The sequence below is a fragment of the Gordonia sp. CNJ-863 genome, assembly GCF_001942325.1.
GTDB classification, from domain to species: Bacteria; Actinomycetota; Actinomycetes; order Mycobacteriales; family Mycobacteriaceae; genus Gordonia; species Gordonia alkanivorans.
Genome location: NZ_MKKG01000009.1, coordinates 1 through 22,850, shown reverse-complemented (window position 1 = coordinate 22,850; position 22,850 = coordinate 1). Strand labels below are relative to the sequence as shown.

The following is a 22,850-nucleotide window of genomic DNA, read 5'->3' as shown; positions in this document are numbered from 1 at the left end:
CGGCCGTCGCCGATCGGTGGCCACCGAACAGGGCAACCGGCCGCTCGCCGAGTACCTTGCTGTGGGCGCCGCGATCGGCGGCGTGGTCGCATACTCGCTGCTGCAGGCGATGCTCGTACCCGTCCTCCCCTCGCTACGGGAGAAATTCGGGGTCACCACATCGGATGTGGCCTGGATACTGACGGGCTTCCTGCTGTCGTCTGCCGTCAGCACACCGGTGGTCGGGCGGCTCGGAGACATCCGCGGGCTCAAGCGGATGTACCTGTTCGCGCTGGCGTGCCTGGCCGCCGGTGCGTTGATCGCCGCGTGTGCGCCGACCCTCGCCGTGTCGGTCGCCGGTCGAATTCTGCAGGGGGTGGGCGGCGGTATCATCCCGCTGGCATACGGCATCCTGCGAGCGATCCTGCCGTCCCACCGGCTTCCGGCCATGATCGGTGTGGTCGGGGGAGTCGCGGGTATGGGCAACGCGACCGGAACCGTGCTCGCCGGGCCGATCCTGCAGTACCTCGGCTATGCCTGGCTGTTCCTGATACCCGCTCTGCTCTGCGTCATCTCGGGAATCGTGGTGGCCATCGTGGTGCCGTCCATTCGTGCAAAGAGCGACACGAAGATCAATGTCGCCGCGGCCGTCCTCCTGGCCGGGTGGCTGTCGACTGCGCTCATCGTCCTCGGCCAGGGAAGCTCGTGGGGATGGACATCGCGGACGACGATCCTGCTGCGGTGCTGAGCGTCGTGGCGTTCGCGGCCTGGATTGTGTCCGAACTGAGGTCGAGGCATGCGCTCATCGACGTGCGCCTGATGGTGTCCACTCGTGCAGTCGCTGCCTCGCACACGATCTCGTTGCTGATCGGGTTCGTACTGTTCGGTGTCTTCGCTCTTCTGCCTGCCTACCTACAGGATTCGGGCGGCGGCTTCGGACTGTCGAGTGCGTCCGTGGGGCTGTACATGGTGGCTTTGAGCCTCGGTATGTTCGTCGTGGGTTTCGTGGCGGGCAGATTGATCCGGCGCCTCCGGTCACGGGCCATGGTCGCGCTCGGCTCGGCGGTGGTCGCCTCGGTGCTGCTGACACTGGCGCTCGCCGAGCACGGCTCGTCGGTGCGCTGGGCCCTCACACTCGTCATGGGGCTCGGCTTCGGCTGCTGTTTCCCGGCGATATCCACGGTCGTGGTGATGTCGGTCGACCCCGGAGACACTGCTCAGGCGAGCGGCGTCAACGCCAATCTGCGCACGATCGGCGGTGCGGTCGGCACGGTAGCGGTGACCGGAATCCTGACCATGGCCGCCTCGGTGGGTACACGAACCGGATTCGCGGTCGGCTTCGCGGTGCTGGCGGCCGTGGCGATCGTCGCCTCCGTCTGTGCCGCAACGCTTCTTCCACGTCGACCGCGTCGGCGGTCCACCGAACAACCCCTCATCCGCGCCGGTCACCCGGCGGCCGTCGGATTGACGCCGAGCACGACGCGCCCGGTGAGCGAAGAACCAGGAGACGAAGAACCCCACCGCTCCTCGAGAAGTGGTGGGGTTCGCCGTCTTCGGTCGGACGAGGAGGACTACGCGGACGACGTGCGTCCGGAGGGGACGTAGTGTTCCTCGACCGCCTCCGCTGCTCCGTCGGCGGGACCCTGCCAAGCGAGGCCCCCGCGTCGGATGACCAGTGCGGAGTCGGCCATCGCCAGACTCCGGTGGACGAACTGCTCGATCATGAGGATCGAGGTGCCGGCCGCAGCAGCGGCCGCGAGCCCCTCGAACACCATGTCCACCATTTTCGGGGCCAGGCCCAGCGACATCTCGTCGGCGATGACGAGCGGCGGGCGCAACGCCAATGCCCTTGCCAGCGAGAGCATCTGCTGCTCACCACCGGACAGCGTGCCGGCACGCTGTCCCAGTCGCTCGACGAGCACGGGGAAGTACTCGACGGCCCGATCGATGTTCTCAGACCGCTGCTCGCGAGGGTGGCTCACCGTGGCCATGCGGAGGTTGTCGCCCACGCTGAGCCCGGGGAAGATGCCGCGGCCCTCGGGCAGGTACATCAGTCCCGCTCGAGCGATCTGGTCGGCTCGCCTGCCGACGAGGTCGGTCCCGTCGAACAGGATGGATCCCGCGCTGGGACGGACGAGTCCGCAGAGTGCTCGGGCCAGGGTCGTCTTTCCCGCGCCGTTGGTACCCAGAACGGCCGTGACGGAACCGGCCCGGACGTCGAACGACACGTCGTGCAGTGCGAGTGCCGGGCCGTACCGCACGGAGAGGTTGCGTACTTCGAGGACGTGGTCGGTTGTCATCGGGGGAGTCCTGCCGGTTCGGGTGCGGGCGAGTCGGGTGCTGCTGTGCCGGGGTCGTCGCCGAGGTAGGCGGCGCGGACGGCCGGGTCACGACGGATCTCCTCCGGTGTGCCGTGCGCGATGAGCTTGCCGAAGTCGAGCACGTACACCTCATCGGACAGCCCGAGCACCAGGTCGACGTCGTGTTCGACGAGGACCAGGGCCACCGAATGGCGGATCCTCGCGTCCCGCAGGACCTGTGCGAGGTCGCGTGTCTCGGATTCGTCGAGACCGGATGACGGGTCGTCGAGCAGCACCACTCGTGGATCGGTGATGAGCGCTCTGCCGACCTCCACCCGGCGCGCGACGCCGAGGGGCAGGCCGACGGCGAGTCGTTCGGCGTCGTCGGTCAGCGACAGATCCTCGAGCAGTGCGTCGACCGTGTCGTCCCGGGTGGCCGTCGACATCCGCAGACCCGACACTTTGAGCAGGTCGGTCCAAAGCCGTCGCGGGGCCGACCGGACCCGCTTGGCCAGCACCAGGTGTTCGCGGATCGTCAGGTCCGAGAACAACTCTGGATGCTGGAAGGTGCGGGCGACGCCCATTGTCGCGCGATGTTGGGGTCCGCTGCGGCGTGTCTGCTCGACGCCGTCGATGAAGACCGAGCCCGACGTCGGCCGGAGGTACCCGGACATGACGTTGAACAGGGTGCTCTTGCCGGCGCCGTTGGGCCCGACCAGGCCGACGATCGAGGCGGGCGCCACGCGCACGCTGACGTCGGCGAGGGCCACCAGGCCACCGAACTTCTTCGTGATGTCGGCGGTGGACAACACGAGGTCACCGGTCGTTCGGCTCTCGGTGTGTTTCACCGTGCTACCCCTTCCCGGGCGGGTTGTGGTGCGGGCGTGATCATGTCGTCACCGGGCGGAGGCGTGGCGGAGGGTGGTCCGCCGACCCGTGCCCGCAACCGACTTGCGAGACCGGCGATCTGACGTGCCTGGGTCGCGACGACCCCGTCGGGGTCACGCGCGACGAGGATCGCGCCGACACCGAACAGGACGGTCGGCAGGTCGCCGATCTCGTGCGGGAAGTAGGTTGTGAAGATCCCGGGGAACACCGTGAGTGCCATGCCGGCGAAGAGTGCCGCGACGTTCGAACGCACACCCATGGTGACGAGGACCGCGAGCCAGACCATGCCGAGGATGGCCGAGTAGGTCAGCGGGGTGGCCGCCCCTGCGTACAGCGCCATCATCCCGCCGCCGACACCTGCTGTTGCCGAGGCGAGTACCGCGACCATCAGCTTGGCCTGCACCACGTTGATCGCGATCGACCGCGCGCCGGCTTCGCTGGATCGGACCGCGGCCAGGGCCAGGCCGGCCGTGGACCGACGGAAGTTGAGGACCACGAGGGAGGCGAGAGAGAAGATGATCAACCCGAAGTACAGGAAGTCCGCGTCGCCGTCGAGCCAGTCCGGTCGCAGCAGGGCAATTCCTGCACCACTGTTCTCGATCCACTCTCGGGTGAACATCATCGTCTGGATCAACAGGGCGAAACTCAGCGTCACCAGCGCGATGTACAGATTGCCCAGGCGGATCGTGACGAGACCGATCACGAGGCCGAACAGGGAGGTGACCACACCCGCCGCGAGCAGTGCCCCGATGACGGGCCACTCGAACTCGGTCACCAGTTGTGCCGTGGTGACCGCGCCGATCCCGGCGAGCGCCGCCTGACACAGCCACACCATGCCGCCCTGGCCGGTCAGCAGGGTGAAGGAGAGGAAGACGACGGCCATGCAGATGCCCTGGGCGACAAGGCCTACCCAGTAGTTCGGAAGGACCTGGGGCAGCAGGGCCACGCACACGATCGCGATCAGCACGCCGGGGGCGAAGAGGGGTCCACGGGAACCGTGCGAGAGGCGCCGCGAAGCTCCCTCGGCGACCTTCGCGGTTCCGGTGTCCACCACCGCGATCGCACGGTCCAGTGCGCCGCCGACACCGGTGTCCTCGTCGGCGCCCTTGCCGGTGACGCGATAGTAGAGCAGCACCGCGAGCATCAGCGCGAACGGCGTGCTGGCAACTACGGCGGTGGTCCAGCTGCTGTCGGAGGGCAGCTGGCTCTGGATGACGGTCGTCAGCCATCCGATGAGCAGACCGGCCGCGATGGCGATGCCGATCTTGACGAATCGTGCGATGACCACCGCCGCGAATGCAGCGCTCACCAGGAGGACGAACTGATCCGACGACAATCCGACGGTCGGCGCCACGAGGACCCCGGCGACACCGGCGAGGAATGAGCTGAATGCCCAGACCCCCACCGACACCAGCCGCGTGTTGACCCCGACGAGCTGCGACATCGCCTCGGTGTCGACCATCGCCCGCACCACCAGGCCGACCTGGGTGAACTTCAGCACCAGTCCGCCGGCGACCACCAGCAGCACCAGGGCGCCCATCATCAGCACCTGGTTGAGGTTGATGGCGACGCCGCCGATCCGGTACACCGCGACCGGCTCGGGAGCGAGGCCAGGGACAACGGTCACCGCGAGGTCGCCGAAGATGAGCCGGCTGGCAGCGGGGAGGGCTACCGAGAGCCCGATCGTCGCGACGATCTTGATGAGCGTCGACGACCGTCGGATGTGTTGGAACAAGGCGTAATAGAGCACGACGCCCAGCGCCGGACCGCCGATGACCACCGCTATGACGAACGACGGGAGGATGCCCATGCCCTGTTCGCTGTGCAGGAAATAGTAGAAGCGTGCCAGGAAGAACGCCATCGGACCGAATGCGAAGTTCAGTACGCCGGCAGATACATAGGTGATGACCAGCCCTGAGGCGACGATCGCGTAGATCGAGCCCAGAGCGAGTCCGGCCACCGTGAATTCAAGCATGGGTCAACCCAATCCGTCGTTCGTCGGTTTTGATCAGCCGATGTTGTCGCCGCAGTAGGGGGTGTCCACGACCGGGACGAAGCTCTCGCCGCGGAGTTCGGACACGTACATGCAGTTGCCGTAGTTCAGGCCGGGACCGGCGGGAACGAACTCGGGGAACGACGCGGTGCCCGCCATCAATCCCTCGCCGTTCCAGCTGGTGTCGTCCCGCAGTTTGCTGATGAAGTTCTCGCGGGTGACGTCGTCACCGGCGAGCCGCAGGCCGTGGGCGAACAGATCGACGTCGGTGTAACCACCGGCGACGGCGAACCCGGGCGAGCCGGTGAAACCCTGGCCTTCGAGTGCCGTCACCATCGCCTTTGTGGCGTCGGTGTTCAGCTCCTTCGGCTGGTAGTGCATGACGAACTGCATGCCGTCGGCGCCCTGCCGTGCCGACGGGTTGTCCAGCAGGTCCTGACCGTAGCCGGTGCCGGCCATGGCCAGTTTCACGTTGACGTTCTGCTGTTTCAATGCGGCTGCAAGAGCGTAGATTCCGTTCGGCGCGAGTGCGACGTAGAGCCCGTCCACACCGGAGTTCTTGACCGCGATGGCAGTGGGTCCGAAGTCGGCGGTGGTCTGGTCGATGGACGTATTGACCAGCGGGACGTCGATCCCGGCCGATCTGATCGACTCGGCGACCTTCTCCGCGGCCGTCTTGCCCGAGGCCGTGTTCAATCCGATCGACGCGGCCTTGGTGACGCCGGCCTGCTTGAACCAGTTTCCATAGGTGGTGACCACCGATGCCTCGGTGTTCGCCGGTTGCGTACCGAAGAAGTTCTCGCCGTGGGCCCACTGCGGCGCCGAATCCCAGCTACCGCCGATCACCGGCACCTTCTGCTGCTCCAGGTAGGGGGCCGCAGCGTTCGCGGTGTAGGTCCAGGTCATGACGGCGAACACGCCGTGCTGCTCGACGAGCGTCTTGGCGGCCGACTGGGCGCCGGCAGGGGTCGAGGCGGAGTCGCCGATGACCAGCTCGAGCTTGCGGCCGTTGATTCCGCCGGCGGCGTTGATCGTGTCGATGCGGGCCTTGGCTCCGGTGTCGGTGCCGACGCTGCCGGCGGCCGCGGGACCGGTCACGTCGTACATGAGGCCGACCTTGATGGTGTCCCCCTCGCCGACCGAATCCCCTCCGCCGCTGCCGTTGTCGGCGCAACCGGCCGCGAACAGAGAGACCGCGGCGACCGCGGCCACCGTATTGACGAATCTGCGCTTCACAGGACCTCCGTTGTATTGCGCGTCGCCCGGGATGCGACGCGTGACCAGAATCACGTAGATACTGTGATTTATTAAGCGAATTGTCAACCGGTGCGTCGAGGGCCTCGGGGGTGATGGCGTGGTTCGGCAGTAGGTATCGCCGGGGGATACCTACTGTTGATGGGCGTGATTGCCGGCCCCAGCGACGCGGCACGTGCGCGTCCCGGATTTGAGCCGGTAGTGGCGACTATCCCGCGTCGATCCCGGCCGTGAGAATGCTCGCGAGCTGTCGGTACGCGGCGGCGTCGTCGAGGCCGGTGGCGGCCCAGACCTCGCGGCGCTGGATGCGGCTCATCATCGAGGCGGCGAGGTCGGCGGCGAAGGCGGCGTCGACGTTTCGGAAGTCGCCCGCGGCGACACCGTCGGCGATCAGCTTCTGAACGCGGGTCGCGGCCGCGGCGGTGTTGAGTTCGTAGAGCGAGCGGGTCGGCGGGAAGGCGTCGAGGTCCCGCATGAACGCCTCCGACGCCGGTGACAGCGCTTCGCCGACGGCCACCAGGTAGGCGATGACCCGCTCCCGGGGAGTCTTCGACGACTCGACCCTTGCTTCGACCTGTTCGGTCGCGGTGCGGAAGAAGTGGGTCACGGTGGCCGTGACCAGTTGTTCCTTACTGGCCGCGAGGGTGTAGAGCGTCGACTTGGAGCATCTCAGTTCGGCGGCGATGTCGGCGATCGACAGCTGGGCGAAGCCGTCGCGCAGGATGAGTTCGAGCAGGGCGTCGAACAGGGCGGCGCGACGCCGCGTCGCGAACCCCTCGCGTGGCATGGGACTCCTCACCGATGTCGTCAGCTGTACTGACCGCTGCCAAAATAGTACTGTGCAGAGGACTTGAGTACTAGTTCAGTTACCTGAGCTCTTTCACCTGGAGGTACCGATGCCGGTCGACCGTCTGCTCCCCAACGACGACGCTCGCGACCTGATCGCGCTGGTCCGCGACATCGCCGACAAGCGGATGGCGCCGATCGCGAGTGAGTACGAGAAGGAGCGGAAGTACCCGGAAGGCCTGTTCGCCGAGCTCGGTGAGGCCGGTCTCCTCGGCCTGCCGTACCCGACCGAGTGGGACGGCGGCGGACAGCCGTACGAGGTGTACCTGCAGGTGCTCGAAGAGCTCGGCGCACGCTGGGCGTCGGTCGCGGTCGCGGTCAGCGTCCACGGACTCGCGTGTCACCCGTTGTTCAACTTCGGAACCGAGGAGCAGAAGCAGCGCTGGCTCCCGGACCTGTTGAACGGCAAGCTGATCGGTGCCTACAGCCTGAGTGAACCGCAGGCCGGTTCCGACGCGGCGGCATTGGCGTGCCGCGCGACGCCGACCGAGGGCGGTTACACGATGACCGGCTCCAAGGCGTGGATCACCCATGGCGGCATCGCCGACGTCTACAACGTCTTCGCGCGTACCGGCGAGGGCTCGAAGGGCATCTCCTGTCTTTTCGTCGCCCGGGACACCGAGGGCCTGACCTTCGGCAAGCCCGAGGACAAGATGGGCCTACACGCGGTCCCCACCACCGGCGCGTCGTACGACAACGCCTTCATCGACGAGGGCCGCCGTCTCGGCGCCGAAGGACAAGGCCTGCAGATCGCGTTCTCCGCCTTGGATTCCGGGCGACTCGGCATCGCCGCGGTGGCGACCGGTCTGGCGCAGGCAGCGCTCGACGCGGCGGTCGAGTACGCGCAGGAGCGAGCCGCGTTCGGCCGCAAGATCATCGATCACCAGGGTCTGTCGTTCGTGCTGGCCGACATGGCCGCCGCCGTCGACTCCGCACGTGCCACCTACCTCGACGCGGCGCGTCGTCGTGATGCGGGCATGGAGTACTCGCGGGCCGCGGCGACTGCGAAGCTCGTCGCGACCGACGCCGCCATGAAGGTCACCACCGATGCGGTGCAGGTCTTCGGCGGCTACGGTTACACCCGCGACTTCCCGGTCGAGCGCTACATGCGCGAGGCCAAGATCACGCAGATCTTCGAGGGGACCAACCAGATCCAGCGTCTCGTGATCGGGCGCGCGCTCGCGAAGTGACGTCTCGGCGTGGCCCGGACCCGCTGCAGGATCGCGCCCTCCGCTCGGAAGCGCTGTTCGCAGCCTGCGCCTCCGGGGTGAGGTAGCGATCCCGCGGGCGGCCGGGACCGCCCGACCAGCACGCGCTCATCGGTTCAGGTAGTAGAACGCGCGGCTGTCGAGGCGACGGAACCGCGGGCCGCCGAGCCTGACGAGCAGCTTGAGGATGCCGGGGAGGCGGGCGAACACCACCTCGCGGTCGGCGTCGGACAGCCCCTTGACCATCATCGGGCTCATCTTCAGCATCTCGCCGAGGCCCGACTGCTTGCTCATCTTGGCCTCGAACTCCTCCCAGTCGTGCATGGTCATCCGACGCTGCACGATGGCGAGGGCGTCGGCCTCCTCGTGCGCGAGGTGATCGCCGAGAATCGGCTGGGCGCGGACGAGTGCGTCGACCAGCTCGGCACGGGTCTGTTCGTTCGGGTGCGCGGCCATCATGGTGAAACCGGCAGCGCACTCCTCGAGGATCGGGTCGATCTGATCGTGTTCGGCGTCCATCGCCTCGAGGACCCGCTTCTCGGTCTCGTCGCAGCGTTCCTCGAGCAGCGGCCACAGCTCCAGGTCCTCACCGTTGTGGTGGTGATGCAGCGCCGTGGCGAACATCGTCCACCGGTCGGCGAGGGCTCGCCAGGTGCCGGGGTCGTCGAGCTTGGTGCGCGGGACGGCCGCGGCGAAGTCGGCGAGATCGCGGCGGAACGCGTGGTGGAGGACGTACATCATGAACGGGTCGATCGGACCCTCGGGCGCGGCGGCCTGACCGGGGAGGCGGAGCTGGATCGGGAACGCGGTGGCAGCGGGATGGGTCGTCATCGGGTGGGTCCTCATCTCAGGGGTCGGGGTTCGGGCTGACGGAGACCACTGTCGGTCTGGCCTCTTGCAGTGCACTTGAGGACGGCTTGAGCATCGGATTCCGGCAGGTCACAGCCGGTCCGGTGGCGGTGGCGACGAACGGTTGCGAAGCCCCGGATAAAGTGGCTGACGTGTGGGATCGGTTGCGACGGACAGCGCGACCGCGGTGGAGAAAGGCCGGCAGCGGATGTTCATTTCGCCGACGACGATCGACGAGAACGCGTGGGACTGGGTCGTCCAGAACCGCTCCGAGCCCTGGATCACGATCGCCCAGGTGATCACCACCCTCGGCAACACCCTGGTGGTCACCGCCCTCACCGTTCTGGCCGTGGTCGCACTGGCGTACGCCGGACGCCGCGTCGACGCCGTGTACGTCGCCCTCGGCACGATCCTGGGCTACGTGCTGATGCAGAGCCTCAAGTTCGGGTTCGCGCGCAACCGCCCGCCCATCGAGGACCGGCTGCTGAACATCGACTCGTTCTCTTACCCGTCGGGCCACGCGATGATGACGATGGTCGTGTTCGGCCTCTTCGCGGTCGTCGCCTACCGCTGCTTCGCGTGGGTGCGCGACCACCGGTGGATTCTGCTGCTCGCGCCACTGATGTCGATCCTGGTGGGGCTCACCCGCATTCAGCTCGCGGTGCACTGGACGACGGATGTGGTGTCCGGCTGGATCGTCGGTGTGCTGTGGGTCGCGCTCTGCACGTGGGTGCTGGTGCGGTACGAAACGCGGAGGCGTGCAGACGTTCCCGCCGCACACGCGGGCTGACTCACGGGATTCGTCTGCGCGAAGGATAGTCCCGCGATCGTGAACTGAGCTTGACTGGGGTGATGTCGCATCCGGCGCCGCCGTTCGAAGGTGGTTCCGGCGCGCCCCGGCCCGACGAGCCGCCGAGGACGAGCCAACCCGCGCATCCGACGGTGGTGCCCGGGGCATTCCCCGGATCCTCCCCGCCGTCGTGGCAGTACCCGTACCCGGGCATGTACCCGACCCCACCGACCGGACCGCCGGGAATGGGCCCTCCAGGAGTGGGTCCACCGGGGTATCCGATGGCCGGTCCGCCGCCGCGACGGTCGAACACCACGGCCTATCTCATCATCGGCGTCGCACTGCTGTGCGTGGTCGCACTGGTCGTCGGCGGCGTCGTCTGGTGGAGGTTGTCGCAGGCCGACGACCCCGACCTCGTCGACGGTCAGCTGGCGGCGTCGTATCCGGTGGCGCCCGGCGCGGAATGGTCGATCACCGCGGCGTCGATGGGCGGGCAGAAGTTCAACTCGGTCATCCCGTCCGAGGGGCGCTACGGCACGGTGGGCGCGATCGCCGACGGTGAGACGCTCGTGACGATCGTCGGCGATCCGTACACGAGTGTTGGCGGTTCGCACTGGGCCGTGGGCGTCAACGCGCGCACCGGCGAACGCTGGCGCTTCGGCGAACCCGTGTCCACCTGCGCGGACACGATCGTCGACGACTCCCTCGTCTGCCGCGACGCCGACACACTGCACTTCATCGACGTCCGGTCCGGCGCCGCACTCGCGACCGTGCCGGCGCCGCCCAACACCGGCGGCGTCGCCTACAACGGGGACGCGGCCTTCGTCGTCGAGTACGTGCCGGCGACCGATTCGGTCGTGTTCCACAAGATCACCCGGGACGGTCCTCTCTGGTCGCGGCCGGTCGACAACCTGCCCACGGCGGCACCCGGCAGCGGTGACGCCTCGGCGTTCACTGCGACCGACACCACTGTCGTCACCTCCGCTCTGCGGGTCGTCGGCGTCTCGGCCGACGACGGCGATCGCCTGGTCGCGAAGGCGGGCACCAGCGAGATCGGCCGGTTCGACGACGGGACCCTGGTCCTCGAGACGGGCGACTCCGACGGGATGGCGGTCGCGAACCGCAGGCTCGTGGTGCTGCGGCCCGACGGTACGACAGCGGAGCTCTCCGGGGACAACGCGATCGTCCCGGCGTCGGCGACGACCGGCCAGCGAAGTCGGATGCTCGTCGACGGCCGGTACACCGACGTCCGGAACGGGACCTCGCCGTGGACCGCGGCGATACCGGAGGTCGACGTCTTCGGGTCGCGGGTGGTGCTCGCCGACGACCGCGAGGTGATCGTCTTCGACCGATCCGGCAGCGAGTACCTCGCCCTCGACACCGAGACCGGGCGCCTGCTGTGGCGTGCGTCCGCGGGCCGGAACGCCGCGGTCAGCGGCCATGCCGTCACCGACGGCGAACGGCTGATCACCCCGACACCCGACGGCGGGATCGCCGCACTCGACCTGTACAGCGGATCACCGGCCTGGTCGCTGCCGCCGAATGTGATCGGCAATGTCCGCGTCGGCGACGAACCCGGTCCGGCGCTGACCTTCGCCCTCGGCGACCGTCTGGTGACCCTGACCTCGACCACCATCACCGGGTTCGCCCCGACGGGTCCGCGGGCGATCGTGCCGGGCACCACCCGGGCGGGCAACAGCGGATCCGGCGGCGGGGGAACGCAGTACGTGACACCGTGCGGTTCGCCGCCCGTGTTCACACCCCAGTCGTTCCGCACCGCTGCCGGTGGCCTCGTCGTCACGATGAACGTCACCGCGAAGTGCCCCGACGGGGACGTCCTGTTCGGTCCGCAGACCCGTATCACCATCTCCGACGGCGGTGGTCTCGTCGCCTCGGGCAGCTTCGACTTCCGACGATCCCCGCTCGCCGTCCCGGCACCCGACGGCGGAGCGGCCCTCAACCTGGAACTGACCTACCCGCCGGGTAGCTTCTTCCGCCTGCCCGACACCTTGAACGACGCGAATTCGGCTGGCGGACAATACCTCGTCGAGTGCGACCGGGGTTCGACGCCGGAGCGGGCCCCGGCCGTGACCGCACCGGCGTCGGGCAGGTCGTCGGCGTCGTCGGAGGCCACCGACACGGTGTTCCCGGCCGGCGCCGACGTCACCGCCACCAGTGTCAACGCCCTGCGCCTGCAGGCCGACGCCGACCGCGCGTTCATCCTGGCGAACCTGAACAACCGGTGGGTCGCGCAGCTCAGTTCCAAGCACGCCGGTCTCGTCGCCGACGGTCGTACGTGGACCGACCAGGCCATCCTCGACGAGTTCCTGGCACTTCGTCTGCGGTTCAACGATGTTCGCCTGCTGTGGAGTGACGAGTGGCCGGTGTTCTCGTATAGGGGCTGGTGGGTGACGGTCGCGGCGGCGACATTCCCGGGCCCGGTCGAGGCGAACAGCTGGTGCCGAACGCAGGGATTCGACCCTGACCACTGCTTCGCCAAACTGGTGAGCACCACGGCCGGCCCGGAGGGCTCGACGCTGTACCGGAACTAGCCCCCGGACAGAGGGCTCCGCGATACGGTCGGGGAATGGATTTCTCTCCGTCACCGCGGTCCGCCGAACTCACCGAGCGCGTGCGGGCGTTCGTCACCAACGAGATCGAACCCGCCGAACCCGAGATCCACCGGGACATCAAGGAACGACGCGACGGGGACGGAAATCCCTGGACGCCGTCGCCGATCATCGCCGAACTGCAGGCGAAAGCCCGGTCCGAGGGTCTGTGGAACCTCTTCCTGCCGGCCGCGCACGCCGGTCGCTACGCCGCGGATTTCGGCACCGACGGGGGAGAGGGCCTGTCCAACGTCGACTACGCCCCGATCGCCGAGGCGATGGGATCGTCGGCGCTGTCGCCGGTCATCTTCAACTGCAACGCTCCGGACACCGGCAACATGGAGGTCCTGCTGCGCTACGGCTCCGAGGAGCAGCGCGAGCGCTGGCTGGAACCGTTGCTGCGCGCCGACATCCGCAGCGCCTTCTGCATGACCGAACCGGCCGTCGCGTCGTCGGACGCCACCAACATGGCCGCGACCGCTGTCCTCGACGGCGACGACGTCGTCATCAACGGCACCAAGTGGTTCTCCACCGGCGTCGGGCATCCCGACTGCAAGGTCCTGATCTTCATGGGCGTCACCGACGCCGAAGCCGACCGCAAGTCGCAGCACACCATGGTGCTCATCCCGATCGACACCCCCGGCGTCAAGGTCGACCGGATGCTCACCACCATGGGCTATTTCGACGAACCGTTCGGCCACGGCGAGGTGTCCTTCACCGACGTGCGTGTTCCGGCGTCGAACATCCTCCTCGGACCCGGCCGCGCCTTCGAGATCGCCCAGGGCCGCCTCGGGCCGGGACGCGTCCACCACTGCATGCGGGCCATCGGCCTGGCGGAGCGGGCGCTGGAACTCGGTGTGAAGCGGGCACTCTCACGTGAGGCCTTCGGCAAGCAGCTGGCCCGGCTCGGCGGCAACAGCGAACGCATCGCCGACGCCCGCATCGCGATCAACCGCTCACGACTGCTCGTCCACCACGCCGCCTGGCTGCTCGACCAGGGCATGTCGGCCGAGGCGTTGTCGGCGGTCAGCGAGATCAAGGTCGAGGTGCCCAACATGGCCCTGTCGGTCATCGACATGGCCATCCAGCTGCACGGCGGTGCCGGTATGACCGACGACTTCCCGCTCGCCCAGGCCTGGGTCGGAGCACGCTCGCTCCGCCTGGCCGACGGCCCGGATGAGGTCCACCGCAACGTCGTTGCGCGTCTCGAACTCGGTAAGTACCGCTGACCGCGGTGGTATCCACACATCCACGAACGAGAAGGGTGAACTCCCACAATGGCTGACCAGGTGACCGAGGCGCGCGAGGTCCGGGAAGAGGACGCGTTCGACGTCGAGGCGGTGGCCGCGTGGTTGCGCACCGCGGCCCCGGACGTCGAGGGACTCGACGCGGTGCCCGAGGTACGGCAATTCGCCGGTGGCGCTTCCAATCTCACCTTCCTGCTGCGGTATCCGACGCGGGACCTGATCCTGCGTCGGGCACCGCGCGGCACCAAGGCCCGCGGGGCGCACGACATGCGCCGCGAGTACCGCATCCAATCCGAGCTCGCCGGGGTGATCCGCTACATCGCACCGATGATCGCCTTCTGCGACGACGACTCGGTCCTCGGCGCCGACTTCTACGTCATGGGTCGCATCGACGGTGTCATCCCGCGCAAGGAGTGGCCGGCCGACGTTCCGCTGGACGCCGATCAGGCGCGGCAGCTCTGCTTCAACTTCATCGACACGCTCGTCGAAGTACATTCGGTCGACCCGTCGAAGACCGGGCTCGGCGACCTCGGTAAGGGGCTCGGTTACGTCCGACGGCAGGTCGACGGCTGGACCACCCGATTCCGCAACGCACACACCGACGACGTCCCCGACTTCGAGGAGGCGATGTCCTGGCTGGCCGAGAACCAGCCCGAGGACGTGGCGAATTGCATCATCCACAACGACTTCAAGCTCGACAACGTGGTGCTGGACAAGGACGACCCGACCAGGGTCATCGGCATCCTCGACTGGGAGATGGCGACCCTCGGCGATCCGCTGATGGACCTCGCCGGCTCGATGGCCTACTGGATTCAGGCCGACGACACCGACGAGCTGCAACTCATGCGCCGCGTCCCGACGAACATGCCGGGGATGATCACCCGCGCCGAGTTCGTCGAACGGTACTGCGAGCGTATGGGTTTCGAGATGTCACCCGAGAGGTGGCGGTGGTACGAGGCCTTCGGCCTCTTCCGGGCCGTGGTCATCGCCCAGCAGATCTACTACCGCTTCTACCACGGGCAGACCACCAACAAGGACTTCGAACGGCTGGGTTTCGCGGTGGGGATCATCGGTAAGCGGCTGAACGAGATCGTCGCCGGCTGAGAACTAGACCGGGCACGTCGGTGCGAACGATTCAAGCTGGATCGAATGGTACGTACGTGCCAGCTGGTCGCGGCGGTACTCGTGATACGCCATGGGCGTGAGCACGATCCGACGAGGGAGCCGGCGCCACGCGGTTTGCAGCAGTCGCTTGTAGATCCGGAACTCCCACTGTTCGCGGCGGTCGAGGCGAACCGACGTCAGCTCTCGGACGCCGGGGTGCATGACGCTGAACGAGCAGACCTTGACGACGTGGCCGGCCAATGGGCGGATGACGAACCACGGCGGCGTGAGCGCGATGCGCAGGACTGGCGGCATGCCGATCGTCGGAAGGGGGAGGCGGGTCAGCTGGTCGGTGACGGCGTCGAGGAACGGATTGGCTTGCAGGTGTTCGTCGACGACGCCGTCGTACCAGCGGCGCGCATCGGCGAGCGTTGGTGGGAGCTGGGCAGACTTCCCCGGCAGCGAGAGGATGCCCAGGCGTTCGAGTGCGACCGCGTAGGCGAGTTCTTCCTCCTCCGGCGACAGTTCGATGCCCGTGCACGCCGTGAACGTGTTGAGGTAGCCCATGATCGCGCTCATCGCGATCCAGTTCCACAGCGTGGGATCGAGTGCGCTGTACCGGATCTCGTCGAAGTCGTCGCGTCCGGTGCCCCGGACCTCACGATGCAGGAACCTCAACCGGTCGGCGAACGCGTGGCGCGTCCTCTCGTCGCCCCACAGCACGAGTTGTTCGGCACTGAAGCTGCGGAGTCCGCGATCGACGAAGTTCTCGGCGAAGCGGCCGGTACGGTCGACGGCCGCGGCCACCGGGACGAGCGCCACCTGGTCGAAGAAGGAGGCGCCGAAGAATCCGAACAGGACACTGCCCAGATGCCACCGGAACTGCTCGACGGCCGGTGGCAGGTCGGCGAGGTCGACTGCGGGCGGCGCCGAAGTGTCGGCGACGGACGCGTCCGGGTTCTCGGTGGCGGTCATGAAACTCCAATGTTAGTAGTTCGGCCGAACACTAACATTGCAATGATGGCGGTGTGAAGACGCCGAGCGCGTCCCGGGCCGAGCGGACGGGGCAGAAGATCCTCGATGCGGCGATGTCATCGTTGCTCGCGAAGGGGCTCAAACGGACGTCGATCGAGGCGATCGCCGCGCTGGCCGGCGTGTCCCACATGACCGTCTACCGTCGCTGGCCGCACAAGGAGGATCTCTTCTCCGACCTGCTCTCGCGTGAGGCCGACGAGTTGTTCGCCCGCGTCGACCGGGAACTGGCGGGAACAGGGGATCCGCGGGAGCGGCTCATCGAGGGGTTCGCGGCGATCTTCTGGTCGTTCTACGACCACCCACTACTGGCCCGCGAGTACGCGGCGGACCCGGCGACGACACTGCGGGTGCTCACGGTGTCGTCGGCGCCGGTCTTCGACCGTGCCGTGGACTATCTGGCCGCCCGGGTGGCGGGTCTGATGACCGGGGACGCCCCGATCGGCGACGACGAGGCGCGGCGGGTCGCCGAGGTCATGGTCCGCATCACACATTCGCTCCTGCTGACCACGCTCGAGACACGTCCGTTCGCGAACCGCGACGAGGTGGGCGCGTGGGGACGCGAACACGTCGGGTGGATTCTCTTCTCGGCGGACTGACGCGTTCGACGGCCCGTTCTAGTCCAGACCCTCCTGTGCGCCGCGGGCCCCGCGTCGGACTCCCGCCCGCTGGACCAGCACGATCGTGGTGCCGAGAAGTCCCACGCCCAGCCCGACCAGGCAGATCGTCAGCGCGTTGCCGCCGCCGAGGTCGGCGACCGCGACGACCACCGTCGCGACCAGCCAGGCGACCATCCCGACCACGATCACCGGCTCGGGCGCACGCAGCGCGCGGGGCAGTTCGGGGACGTCGACTGTATCCGGCATGAGACAAAGAGTAGCTTTCGACAGGTGCCAAAAGACGTCCCGAGTGAGTCCCGCGATCTGACCCCCGCCGACGACCCCGCCGACATCTCGTCCGAGACGACGACCGACGCGGCCGACACGGGTGCTGCCGAAGCGCCACCCGAGGACACCGGCCCCTCGACCACCAGGGGAGCGAGGACGGCGACGCCGAACGGCGCGATCGATCGTTTCTTCAAGATCTCCGAGCGCGGCTCGACGCTCAACCGCGAGTTCCGCGGAGGCCTGGTCACGTTCTTCACGATGGCCTACATCGTGGTGCTCAACCCGATCATCATCGGCGGCATCCCCGGCGGCGAGAAGAACGCCGACGTGCTCGGCAACGTGCTGCCGCTGGCGCAGGTCGCCGCGGTCACCGCACTCGTCGCGGGCGTGATGTCGATCCTGTTCGGCCTCGTCGCCAACTACCCGTTCGCGATCGCCGCGGGTCTCGGCATCAACAGTCTTCTCGCGGTGTCGATCGCACCCGAGGTGACATGGCCGGAGGCGATGGGCCTCGTCGTGGTCGACGGCATCATCATCGTGCTGCTGGCGGTGACAGGCTTCCGCACGGCGGTGTTCAACGCGGTCCCGAGCGAACTCAAGGCGGCCATCGCCGCCGGTATCGGCGCGTTCATCGCCTTCATCGGCTTCGTCGACGCCGGCTTCGTCAAACGCATCCCGGACGCCGCCGGAACCACGGTCCCGGTCCAGCTGGGCAGTGACAACTCGATCGCCACCGTTCCGACGCTCATCTTCGCTCTCGGTGTTCTCATCATGGGTGTCCTGGTGGTGCGGAAGGTTCCCGGCGGTCTGCTGATCGGTATCGCGATCACCACCGTCCTGTCGCTCGTGCTGGAGCGCATCTTCGACTACGGCTCCAGCATGGACAACCCCTCGGGCTGGGGCCTCACCGTGCCCGACATCCCCACCGCGCTGGGTGGACTACCCGATCTGAGCCTCGTCGGAGATGTCGACTTGTTCGGCGCCTTCACCCGGATCGGTGTGCTGGCGGCGTCGGTCTTCGTGTTCGCGCTCGTCCTGTCGAACTTCTTCGACGCGATGGGCACGATGACGGGCCTCGGCAAGGAGGCCGGTCTGGCCGATGACAAGGGCAACCTCCCCGGTATCGGGCGTGCGCTGGTGGTCGAGGGGACCGGTGCCATCGCCGGCGGTGCCGCGTCGGCGTCGTCGAACACTGTGTTCGTCGAATCGGCCTCGGGTATCGCCGAAGGTGCACGAACCGGTCTGGCGAACGTCGTCACCGGCGTGTTGTTCCTGGTCGCCATGTTCCTCACCCCGATCTACGAGGTGATCCCGCTCGAGGCGATCGCGCCGGCTCTCGTGGTGGTGGGTGCGATGATGATCGGGCAGTTGACGGCCGTCGACTTCCGTCGCCTCGACTTCGCGATACCTGCCTTCCTGACCGTCGTGACGATGCCGTTCACCTACTCGATCGCCAACGGCATCGGCATCGGCTTCATCAGCTGGGTGGTGATGGCCACCGCCGCGGGCAAGGCGCGCACGGTCCATCCGCTGCTGTGGCTGGTGGCCGCGGTCTTCGTCGCCTATTTCGCGCGGGGACCGATCTCCGACCTCATCGGCTAACGCGTGTAGTCAAAATTTGCGACCGGTTTTGTCATCCAGCCGGGTCAATTTGCAATGCTTAGGGTTCGACGGTGATTTACATGCCCTACGCTGGGGCAATGCATTCACCGTATGGTGACGGAAGTCTCTCTGGCGACTTGTCCCTCGCCGTCGTACGACTCGCGCGCCGTCTGAGAGGGCGGCGCGAGAACAAGTTGGTCTCGCTGACGCAGCTCTCGGCCCTCTACACGTTGCATCACGAAGGCCCGATGACACCCGGCGCCCTCGCCGCGGCCGAGCGGGTTCGCCCGCCCTCCATGACGAGAGTGATCGCGTCGCTGTCGGACCTCGGGATGATCAAGCGTGAACCGCACCCGACGGATGGCCGCCAGGCGATCGTGACGCTCTCGGCCTCGGGGGTCGAGGTCATCAAGGAGGAGTTGGCGGCACGCGAGGCCTGGCTGAGTGACCGTCTACGCGAACTCACGCCCAGCGAACGGGACACCCTCCGGGAGGGCGTGCAGATCTTCAACAAGATCCTCAACCAGCCCGACACCGAGATACCTCGCTCCCGGGCGATCTAACACTAGAAGAAGGTGCCGGAGAACGGTGCTCGATCGGTGGTGAAGGCCTGGTCCAGAGCTCGAAGCGTTGTCGGGGAGTCAACGCGGAGCCGGCCGGCCGCCGCAAACGCCGACGGGCGGATGCCGCCGAGGTAGATGCTCGACAGCACCGAGGTGTCCATCCTCACCGTGGGCGTTGCGGTGTCGGGTGCGGGGGCGACGATCGCGTCGCCCCCGCGCGCGGACACCGTGAATACCCCTCCGCGACCACGGAACTCGTCGGTGACCTCGATGACCACATCGAGGTCGGCGGCGTACTTCCGCGACCCCAGCGCGGCCGGGATGTCGAGGATACGCAGCCACATCTCGTCACGCAGACCGGTGATCGACACCGCGCGGGCGTCGATGAGTTTGTGCCGCAACGGATCGTCGACCGGGATGGTCGCGGTGAGCGACGGGATCAGGTCGAGGCTGGTGAGCACCCGCCACAGGTCGGTGTGGGCCTCGTCGGTGACGGCGAAGACCTCGTTGACCTCGCCGCGAACGCCGCCGTTCTCGTTCTTGTAGATGCGGTAGCTGGCGTAGCCGTCGTCGTGGAGCAGGTAGTGCAGTCCGCTCGCGGGCAGCGGACGCTCCGACGGACGGTCGGCGAGGATCGGCGCCCACCAGGCGGGGGTGCGGGTGAGCGCACCGGGAGTGGTGAGCGTCCAGCGTGCGTGGAGATCGGGGACGGCCGCGGCGACCTCGGCGGCGTCCGCGAACCGCACGGTCGCGTCCTTCGGCTGGTCGCCGCGGAGCGGAGCCTGTCCGGGCGTGATCGACACGGTGTTGGAGAAGCAGGCCGGACCGAACCCGAAGCGCTCGTAGATGGTGCCCTCGCTCGCGGTCAGGGTCGCGAACGTGTAGTTCTCGGCCTCCCATTGCTCGAAGAGTTCGGTCAGCATCGTGCGCAGAATTCCACGACGGCGATGCGTCGATGCCACGGAGACCCACGACAGGCCGACGGTGTCGGCGACACCCGCGCCCGGCAGCGACATCGACATCCGGTAGAACATCGACACCCCGACAAGGGGCTTCGACGGCAGGCCGGTGTCGCGTACCAGGACGATGTCGTCGTCGGCGACCTTGCCGCGAAGGTCGGCGCGTTCGTCGTCGGGCAGCGGATTGCGCATCGCGAATGCGCGGGCATCCGTGGTGATGATGTCGTCCCAGTCGGCGTCGGTGGCGCGCTTGAGGGACAGACGTGACTGAGGTGTCGAGCCGCTGTTGGTCACGACTTCAACGTTTTCACATCACTGCGACTCGGGCACTCATTGGGTTCTGTACCGGGTGTCGCAGGTCACGGCGGTGGCGGGTGGCACACTGTTGCGGTGCCCGGGCTCGCAGTGGAAGTGATCGACATCGACGACCCGCAGGATCCCCGGGTCGAGGACTTTCGGGACCTCAACTCGGTGGACCGCCGACCCGACCTTCCGGTTCTGCCCGGCGGCCGGCCGGGACGCGGCCTGGTGATCGCGGAGGGCGTGCTCGTCGCGCAGCGCATGATCGCCTCGCGGTTCTCCGCCCACGCCTTCCTCGGCGTCGACAAACGCCTCGAGGAACTCGACGACGATCTGCGCGACCCGTCGCTGTCGGGAGTCCCGTTCTTCCGGGCGTCGGCCGAGGTGATGGCCGAGATCGTCGGTTTCCACCTCAACCGCGGCGTGCTCGCCGTCGCGCGACGCCCCGAGGTGTTGTCGGTGTCCGACATCCTGGAGACCGCGCGCACCGTCGCGATCCTCGAAGGCGTCAACGACCACGAGAACATCGGCTCGATCTTCCGCAACGCCGCCGGCCTCGGTGTGGATGCCGTCCTGTTCGGTCAGGGCTGCGCCGACCCGCTGTACCGGCGCTGCGTGCGCGTCTCGATGGGTCACGCGCTGCTGGTGCCCTTCGCGAAGTTCGACGAGTGGCCGCGCGGACTCGACGAACTGCGTTCGCGCGACTTCCGTCTCGTCTCGATGACCCCCGATCCCGACGCCGTCACGCTCGCCGAGGCGGTCGATGCCGAGAAGGTCGGTTTCCTCGTGGGCGCCGAGGGGCCAGGGCTCACCGCGTCGGCGATGGCGGCGACGGACGTGAAGGCCCGCATCCCGATGAGTCGCGGAACCGATTCGCTCAACGTCGCGACAGCCGCGGCCGTTGCGTTCTACGAACGCGTCCGGTCGGGCACGATGGGGGAGTGAACACCCCCGAACCGTTCGATCGGGCCGCGGAGCCCACGCCCTGGGCGCTCGGGATCATCGTGTCCGCGGTGTGTGCGCTCTTCGGTGCCTTCGTGCTCGTCGGGATCTACGAACTCATCGGCGGCATCCTCGAGTTCCTCGGCATCGCGGCGGTGCTGATCGTCGCCGGCGGCCTCGGCTGGACCCTCTGGGAGTTCCGCTACCGCCAGGTGTGGCGCTGGATCGTGTGGGGCCTGCTCATCGGCTTCCTCGCCGGGATCACATCGTCGGTCGCGTTGCTGATCATGGGGCGCTGACCGGTTCTGCTCCGTGAGTAGCGAGCTTGCGAGCGTCGTTCTGTTCCGTGAGTAGCGAGCTTGCGAGCGTATCGAAGGGACGGCAGCACCACGCCGCCCATTACCAGACGCCACCGACAATCCCCGCGATCGATCGATGTTCGATACGCGTTGCGCGGCAATGGGATTGCGAGTACAGTCGAACATAAATGGTCCTCCTGACGGTTTCGTGGGTCACTACTGGTGTGGCAGAACAGGACACGCCCCTCCTCGCGTGAGTGTCGACATCGCGATGAGTGCTTCTGGTGAGTGGAATCCGTAGGCCCGCTTGGTCAGTGCCCTCAGATGCGTGTTGGTGGCCTCCACCCGGGCGTCGATAGGCCCACGACAACGGAGTTGTAGATCTGGATCTGTTGCTGTCGTACCGATCTGGAGAGACCGACGAGTTCGATGATTCGACTACGATCAGCTCGATGTAACCAGTGCTCGAGCCGTCGCCACGTGCCGGAATGTTCCCCGGTAACGATGTGGCGGAGTTCCTCTTTCAGTTGATACGCGCGAGCGAGTTCACTATTGGCGCGTTTGACGATCAGCTCACGGGTCCGCTGTTGACCGGGGGTGAGGTTCTCGGGGTTCTTCAACAGTGCCCACCTCAGATTCCTACGATCGTCGTTGGAGAGACCGTGGATCCGGTTGAGGACCCGGCTACGACAACGGTCCACGGCACGGGTGGCCCACTGGACGACATGAAACGGATCCATGCATCGAATGGCATCCGGAGCACGTTCTGCAACAACCGTTTCGATGTACTGACCCGCGTCGGCGCTCACATGGGTCAGCTGTGCACTGCGCGTGGCGCCGAGCTCGTCGAAGAACTGGCGGAGCGTCTTCTTGGTTGCACCCTCACGCGCCCACACCAACCTGCCGGTGTCGTGGTCGACGATCACCGTCAGATATCGCCGACCTTTTCGGTAGGCGATTTCATCGATACCAATCCTGCGCAACCCATCCATTCGGTCGGCCTGTCCGGTGTGATCGGCAACGACTCGAGCGATGATGCGTTGCACTGTTCGCCACGACACCCTCATGTACTCACACACCGCGGATGATGGACTGTGCGCGGCGAGCCAGGCGACCGTGTCGTCGAATCGGCGCGTCATCTTTGCTGCCGGCCGTGCCCACGGCACATGTTCTGTGACGACGCCGTGCAGGCTGCAGTC

Annotated in this window: 22 protein-coding genes; 12 read left to right on the top strand and 10 right to left on the bottom strand. The window is 67.3% G+C overall.

Annotated elements, in window-relative coordinates:
- Positions 1-16: 16 nt before the first annotated feature.
- On the top strand, positions 17-727 hold the full coding sequence (locus BJF87_RS04930) for an MFS transporter (RefSeq protein WP_075862751.1): 711 nt from the start codon (positions 17-19) through the stop codon (positions 725-727).
- A complete protein-coding gene (locus BJF87_RS04925) occupies positions 691-1,584 on the top strand; it encodes an MFS transporter (protein WP_075862750.1) in 894 nt (297 codons plus the stop codon). Before BJF87_RS04930 ends, BJF87_RS04925 begins: the two co-directional genes overlap by 37 nt.
- On the opposite strand, the gene BJF87_RS04920 is transcribed toward BJF87_RS04925, so the two are convergent.
- The 5 genes from BJF87_RS04920 to BJF87_RS04900 form a co-directional block, all read right to left on the bottom strand.
- On the bottom strand, positions 1,551-2,279 hold the full coding sequence (locus BJF87_RS04920; protein WP_075862749.1) for an ABC transporter ATP-binding protein: 729 nt from the start codon (positions 2,277-2,279) through the stop codon (positions 1,551-1,553). The two genes, BJF87_RS04925 and BJF87_RS04920, sit on opposite strands and share 34 nt — an antisense overlap.
- Positions 2,276-3,127 carry an ABC transporter ATP-binding protein gene (locus BJF87_RS04915; RefSeq protein ID WP_042378067.1) on the bottom strand — a complete coding sequence of 284 codons (852 nt, stop codon included), beginning with the start codon at positions 3,125-3,127 and terminating at the stop codon, positions 2,276-2,278. The genes BJF87_RS04920 and BJF87_RS04915 overlap by 4 nt, the downstream gene beginning before the upstream one ends.
- Positions 3,124-5,142 (bottom strand): ABC transporter permease, encoded by a 2,019-nt coding sequence (locus BJF87_RS04910; protein ID WP_042378066.1) that lies wholly within the window; start codon positions 5,140-5,142, stop codon positions 3,124-3,126. Before BJF87_RS04910 ends, BJF87_RS04915 begins: the two co-directional genes overlap by 4 nt.
- 33 nt (positions 5,143-5,175) lie before the next feature.
- Positions 5,176-6,396, bottom strand: coding sequence for an ABC transporter substrate-binding protein (locus tag BJF87_RS04905; protein WP_139319419.1), 1,221 nt, complete (start codon positions 6,394-6,396; stop codon positions 5,176-5,178).
- A 226-nt stretch (positions 6,397-6,622) separates the two neighbouring features.
- Positions 6,623-7,201 carry a TetR/AcrR family transcriptional regulator gene (locus tag BJF87_RS04900; RefSeq protein WP_035753059.1) on the bottom strand — a complete coding sequence of 193 codons (579 nt, stop codon included), beginning with the start codon at positions 7,199-7,201 and terminating at the stop codon, positions 6,623-6,625.
- A gap of 109 nt (positions 7,202-7,310) precedes the next feature.
- Between BJF87_RS04900 and BJF87_RS04895 the strand changes: the two genes are divergently transcribed.
- A complete protein-coding gene (locus tag BJF87_RS04895) occupies positions 7,311-8,450 on the top strand; it encodes an acyl-CoA dehydrogenase family protein (RefSeq protein ID WP_035753056.1) in 1,140 nt (379 codons plus the stop codon).
- A 126-nt stretch (positions 8,451-8,576) separates the two neighbouring features.
- Here the strand turns inward: BJF87_RS04895 and BJF87_RS04890 are convergent, their stop codons facing one another.
- On the bottom strand, positions 8,577-9,299 hold the full coding sequence (locus BJF87_RS04890) for a hemerythrin domain-containing protein (RefSeq protein WP_075862747.1): 723 nt from the start codon (positions 9,297-9,299) through the stop codon (positions 8,577-8,579).
- Between the two features lie 226 nt (positions 9,300-9,525).
- Between BJF87_RS04890 and BJF87_RS04885 the strand changes: the two genes are divergently transcribed.
- From BJF87_RS04885 to BJF87_RS04870, 4 genes are all read left to right on the top strand, one after another.
- A complete protein-coding gene (locus BJF87_RS04885) occupies positions 9,526-10,107 on the top strand; it encodes a phosphatase PAP2 family protein (RefSeq protein WP_006360655.1) in 582 nt (193 codons plus the stop codon).
- A 62-nt stretch (positions 10,108-10,169) separates the two neighbouring features.
- A complete protein-coding gene (locus BJF87_RS04880; RefSeq protein WP_075862746.1) occupies positions 10,170-12,659 on the top strand; it encodes a PQQ-binding-like beta-propeller repeat protein in 2,490 nt (829 codons plus the stop codon).
- A gap of 35 nt (positions 12,660-12,694) precedes the next feature.
- Positions 12,695-13,945: an acyl-CoA dehydrogenase family protein gene (locus BJF87_RS04875; RefSeq protein WP_042378062.1), complete on the top strand. Its 1,251-nt coding sequence runs from the start codon at positions 12,695-12,697 to the stop codon at positions 13,943-13,945.
- 48 nt (positions 13,946-13,993) lie between these two features.
- Positions 13,994-15,067, top strand: coding sequence for a phosphotransferase family protein (locus BJF87_RS04870; RefSeq protein WP_035753048.1), 1,074 nt, complete (start codon positions 13,994-13,996; stop codon positions 15,065-15,067).
- 3 nt (positions 15,068-15,070) lie between these two features.
- Here BJF87_RS04870 and BJF87_RS04865 read toward each other — a convergent pair whose 3' ends face one another.
- The gene (locus tag BJF87_RS04865) at positions 15,071-16,042 is read right to left on the bottom strand and encodes an oxygenase MpaB family protein (protein WP_075862745.1); all 972 of its coding nucleotides are present in this window, start codon (positions 16,040-16,042) and stop codon (positions 15,071-15,073) included.
- A gap of 53 nt (positions 16,043-16,095) precedes the next feature.
- On the opposite strand from BJF87_RS04865, the gene BJF87_RS04860 reads away from it, so the two are divergent.
- Positions 16,096-16,698 (top strand): TetR/AcrR family transcriptional regulator, encoded by a 603-nt coding sequence (locus BJF87_RS04860; RefSeq protein ID WP_075862744.1) that lies wholly within the window; start codon positions 16,096-16,098, stop codon positions 16,696-16,698.
- Positions 16,699-16,716: 18 nt separating this feature from the next.
- On the opposite strand, the gene BJF87_RS04855 is transcribed toward BJF87_RS04860, so the two are convergent.
- Positions 16,717-16,965 (bottom strand): DUF2530 domain-containing protein, encoded by a 249-nt coding sequence (locus tag BJF87_RS04855; RefSeq protein ID WP_035753043.1) that lies wholly within the window; start codon positions 16,963-16,965, stop codon positions 16,717-16,719.
- A gap of 24 nt (positions 16,966-16,989) precedes the next feature.
- On the opposite strand from BJF87_RS04855, the gene BJF87_RS04850 reads away from it, so the two are divergent.
- Both BJF87_RS04850 and BJF87_RS04845 read left to right on the top strand, forming a co-directional pair.
- Entirely contained in the window at positions 16,990-18,588 is a 1,599-nt protein-coding gene (locus tag BJF87_RS04850; RefSeq protein WP_075862743.1) for an NCS2 family permease, read from the top strand.
- Between the two features lie 98 nt (positions 18,589-18,686).
- The gene (locus BJF87_RS04845) at positions 18,687-19,151 is read left to right on the top strand and encodes a MarR family winged helix-turn-helix transcriptional regulator (protein WP_035753039.1); all 465 of its coding nucleotides are present in this window, start codon (positions 18,687-18,689) and stop codon (positions 19,149-19,151) included.
- Positions 19,152-19,153: 2 nt separating this feature from the next.
- Here the strand turns inward: BJF87_RS04845 and BJF87_RS04840 are convergent, their stop codons facing one another.
- Positions 19,154-20,404 carry a GNAT family N-acetyltransferase gene (locus BJF87_RS04840; RefSeq protein ID WP_035753038.1) on the bottom strand — a complete coding sequence of 417 codons (1,251 nt, stop codon included), beginning with the start codon at positions 20,402-20,404 and terminating at the stop codon, positions 19,154-19,156.
- Positions 20,405-20,500: 96 nt separating this feature from the next.
- On the opposite strand from BJF87_RS04840, the gene BJF87_RS04835 reads away from it, so the two are divergent.
- Together BJF87_RS04835 and BJF87_RS04830 are read left to right on the top strand one after the other, a co-directional pair.
- Positions 20,501-21,355 carry an RNA methyltransferase gene (locus BJF87_RS04835; protein WP_035753036.1) on the top strand — a complete coding sequence of 285 codons (855 nt, stop codon included), beginning with the start codon at positions 20,501-20,503 and terminating at the stop codon, positions 21,353-21,355.
- Positions 21,352-21,651, top strand: coding sequence for a DUF2537 domain-containing protein (locus tag BJF87_RS04830; protein ID WP_006360677.1), 300 nt, complete (start codon positions 21,352-21,354; stop codon positions 21,649-21,651). Before BJF87_RS04835 ends, BJF87_RS04830 begins: the two co-directional genes overlap by 4 nt.
- A gap of 320 nt (positions 21,652-21,971) precedes the next feature.
- Here BJF87_RS04830 and BJF87_RS04825 read toward each other — a convergent pair.
- Positions 21,972-22,850 (bottom strand): ISL3 family transposase (locus BJF87_RS04825; RefSeq protein ID WP_262338868.1); only part of this gene is annotated, 879 nt, incomplete at its 5' end.

Coding starts and splice junctions, on each gene's coding strand:
- BJF87_RS04925 (WP_075862750.1), top strand. CDS start 691: ATGGACATCGCGGACGACGATCCTGCTGCGGTGCTGAGCGTCGTGGCG.
- BJF87_RS04920 (WP_075862749.1), bottom strand. CDS start 2,279: ATGACAACCGACCACGTCCTCGAAGTACGCAACCTCTCCGTGCGGTAC.
- BJF87_RS04910 (WP_042378066.1), bottom strand. CDS start 5,142: ATGCTTGAATTCACGGTGGCCGGACTCGCTCTGGGCTCGATCTACGCG.
- BJF87_RS04900 (WP_035753059.1), bottom strand. CDS start 7,201: ATGCCACGCGAGGGGTTCGCGACGCGGCGTCGCGCCGCCCTGTTCGAC.
- BJF87_RS04895 (WP_035753056.1), top strand. CDS start 7,311: ATGCCGGTCGACCGTCTGCTCCCCAACGACGACGCTCGCGACCTGATC.
- BJF87_RS04890 (WP_075862747.1), bottom strand. CDS start 9,299: ATGACGACCCATCCCGCTGCCACCGCGTTCCCGATCCAGCTCCGCCTC.
- BJF87_RS04885 (WP_006360655.1), top strand. CDS start 9,526: ATGTTCATTTCGCCGACGACGATCGACGAGAACGCGTGGGACTGGGTC.
- BJF87_RS04880 (WP_075862746.1), top strand. CDS start 10,170: ATGTCGCATCCGGCGCCGCCGTTCGAAGGTGGTTCCGGCGCGCCCCGG.
- BJF87_RS04875 (WP_042378062.1), top strand. CDS start 12,695: ATGGATTTCTCTCCGTCACCGCGGTCCGCCGAACTCACCGAGCGCGTG.
- BJF87_RS04870 (WP_035753048.1), top strand. CDS start 13,994: ATGGCTGACCAGGTGACCGAGGCGCGCGAGGTCCGGGAAGAGGACGCG.
- BJF87_RS04865 (WP_075862745.1), bottom strand. CDS start 16,042: ATGACCGCCACCGAGAACCCGGACGCGTCCGTCGCCGACACTTCGGCG.
- BJF87_RS04855 (WP_035753043.1), bottom strand. CDS start 16,965: ATGCCGGATACAGTCGACGTCCCCGAACTGCCCCGCGCGCTGCGTGCG.
- BJF87_RS04845 (WP_035753039.1), top strand. CDS start 18,687: ATGCATTCACCGTATGGTGACGGAAGTCTCTCTGGCGACTTGTCCCTC.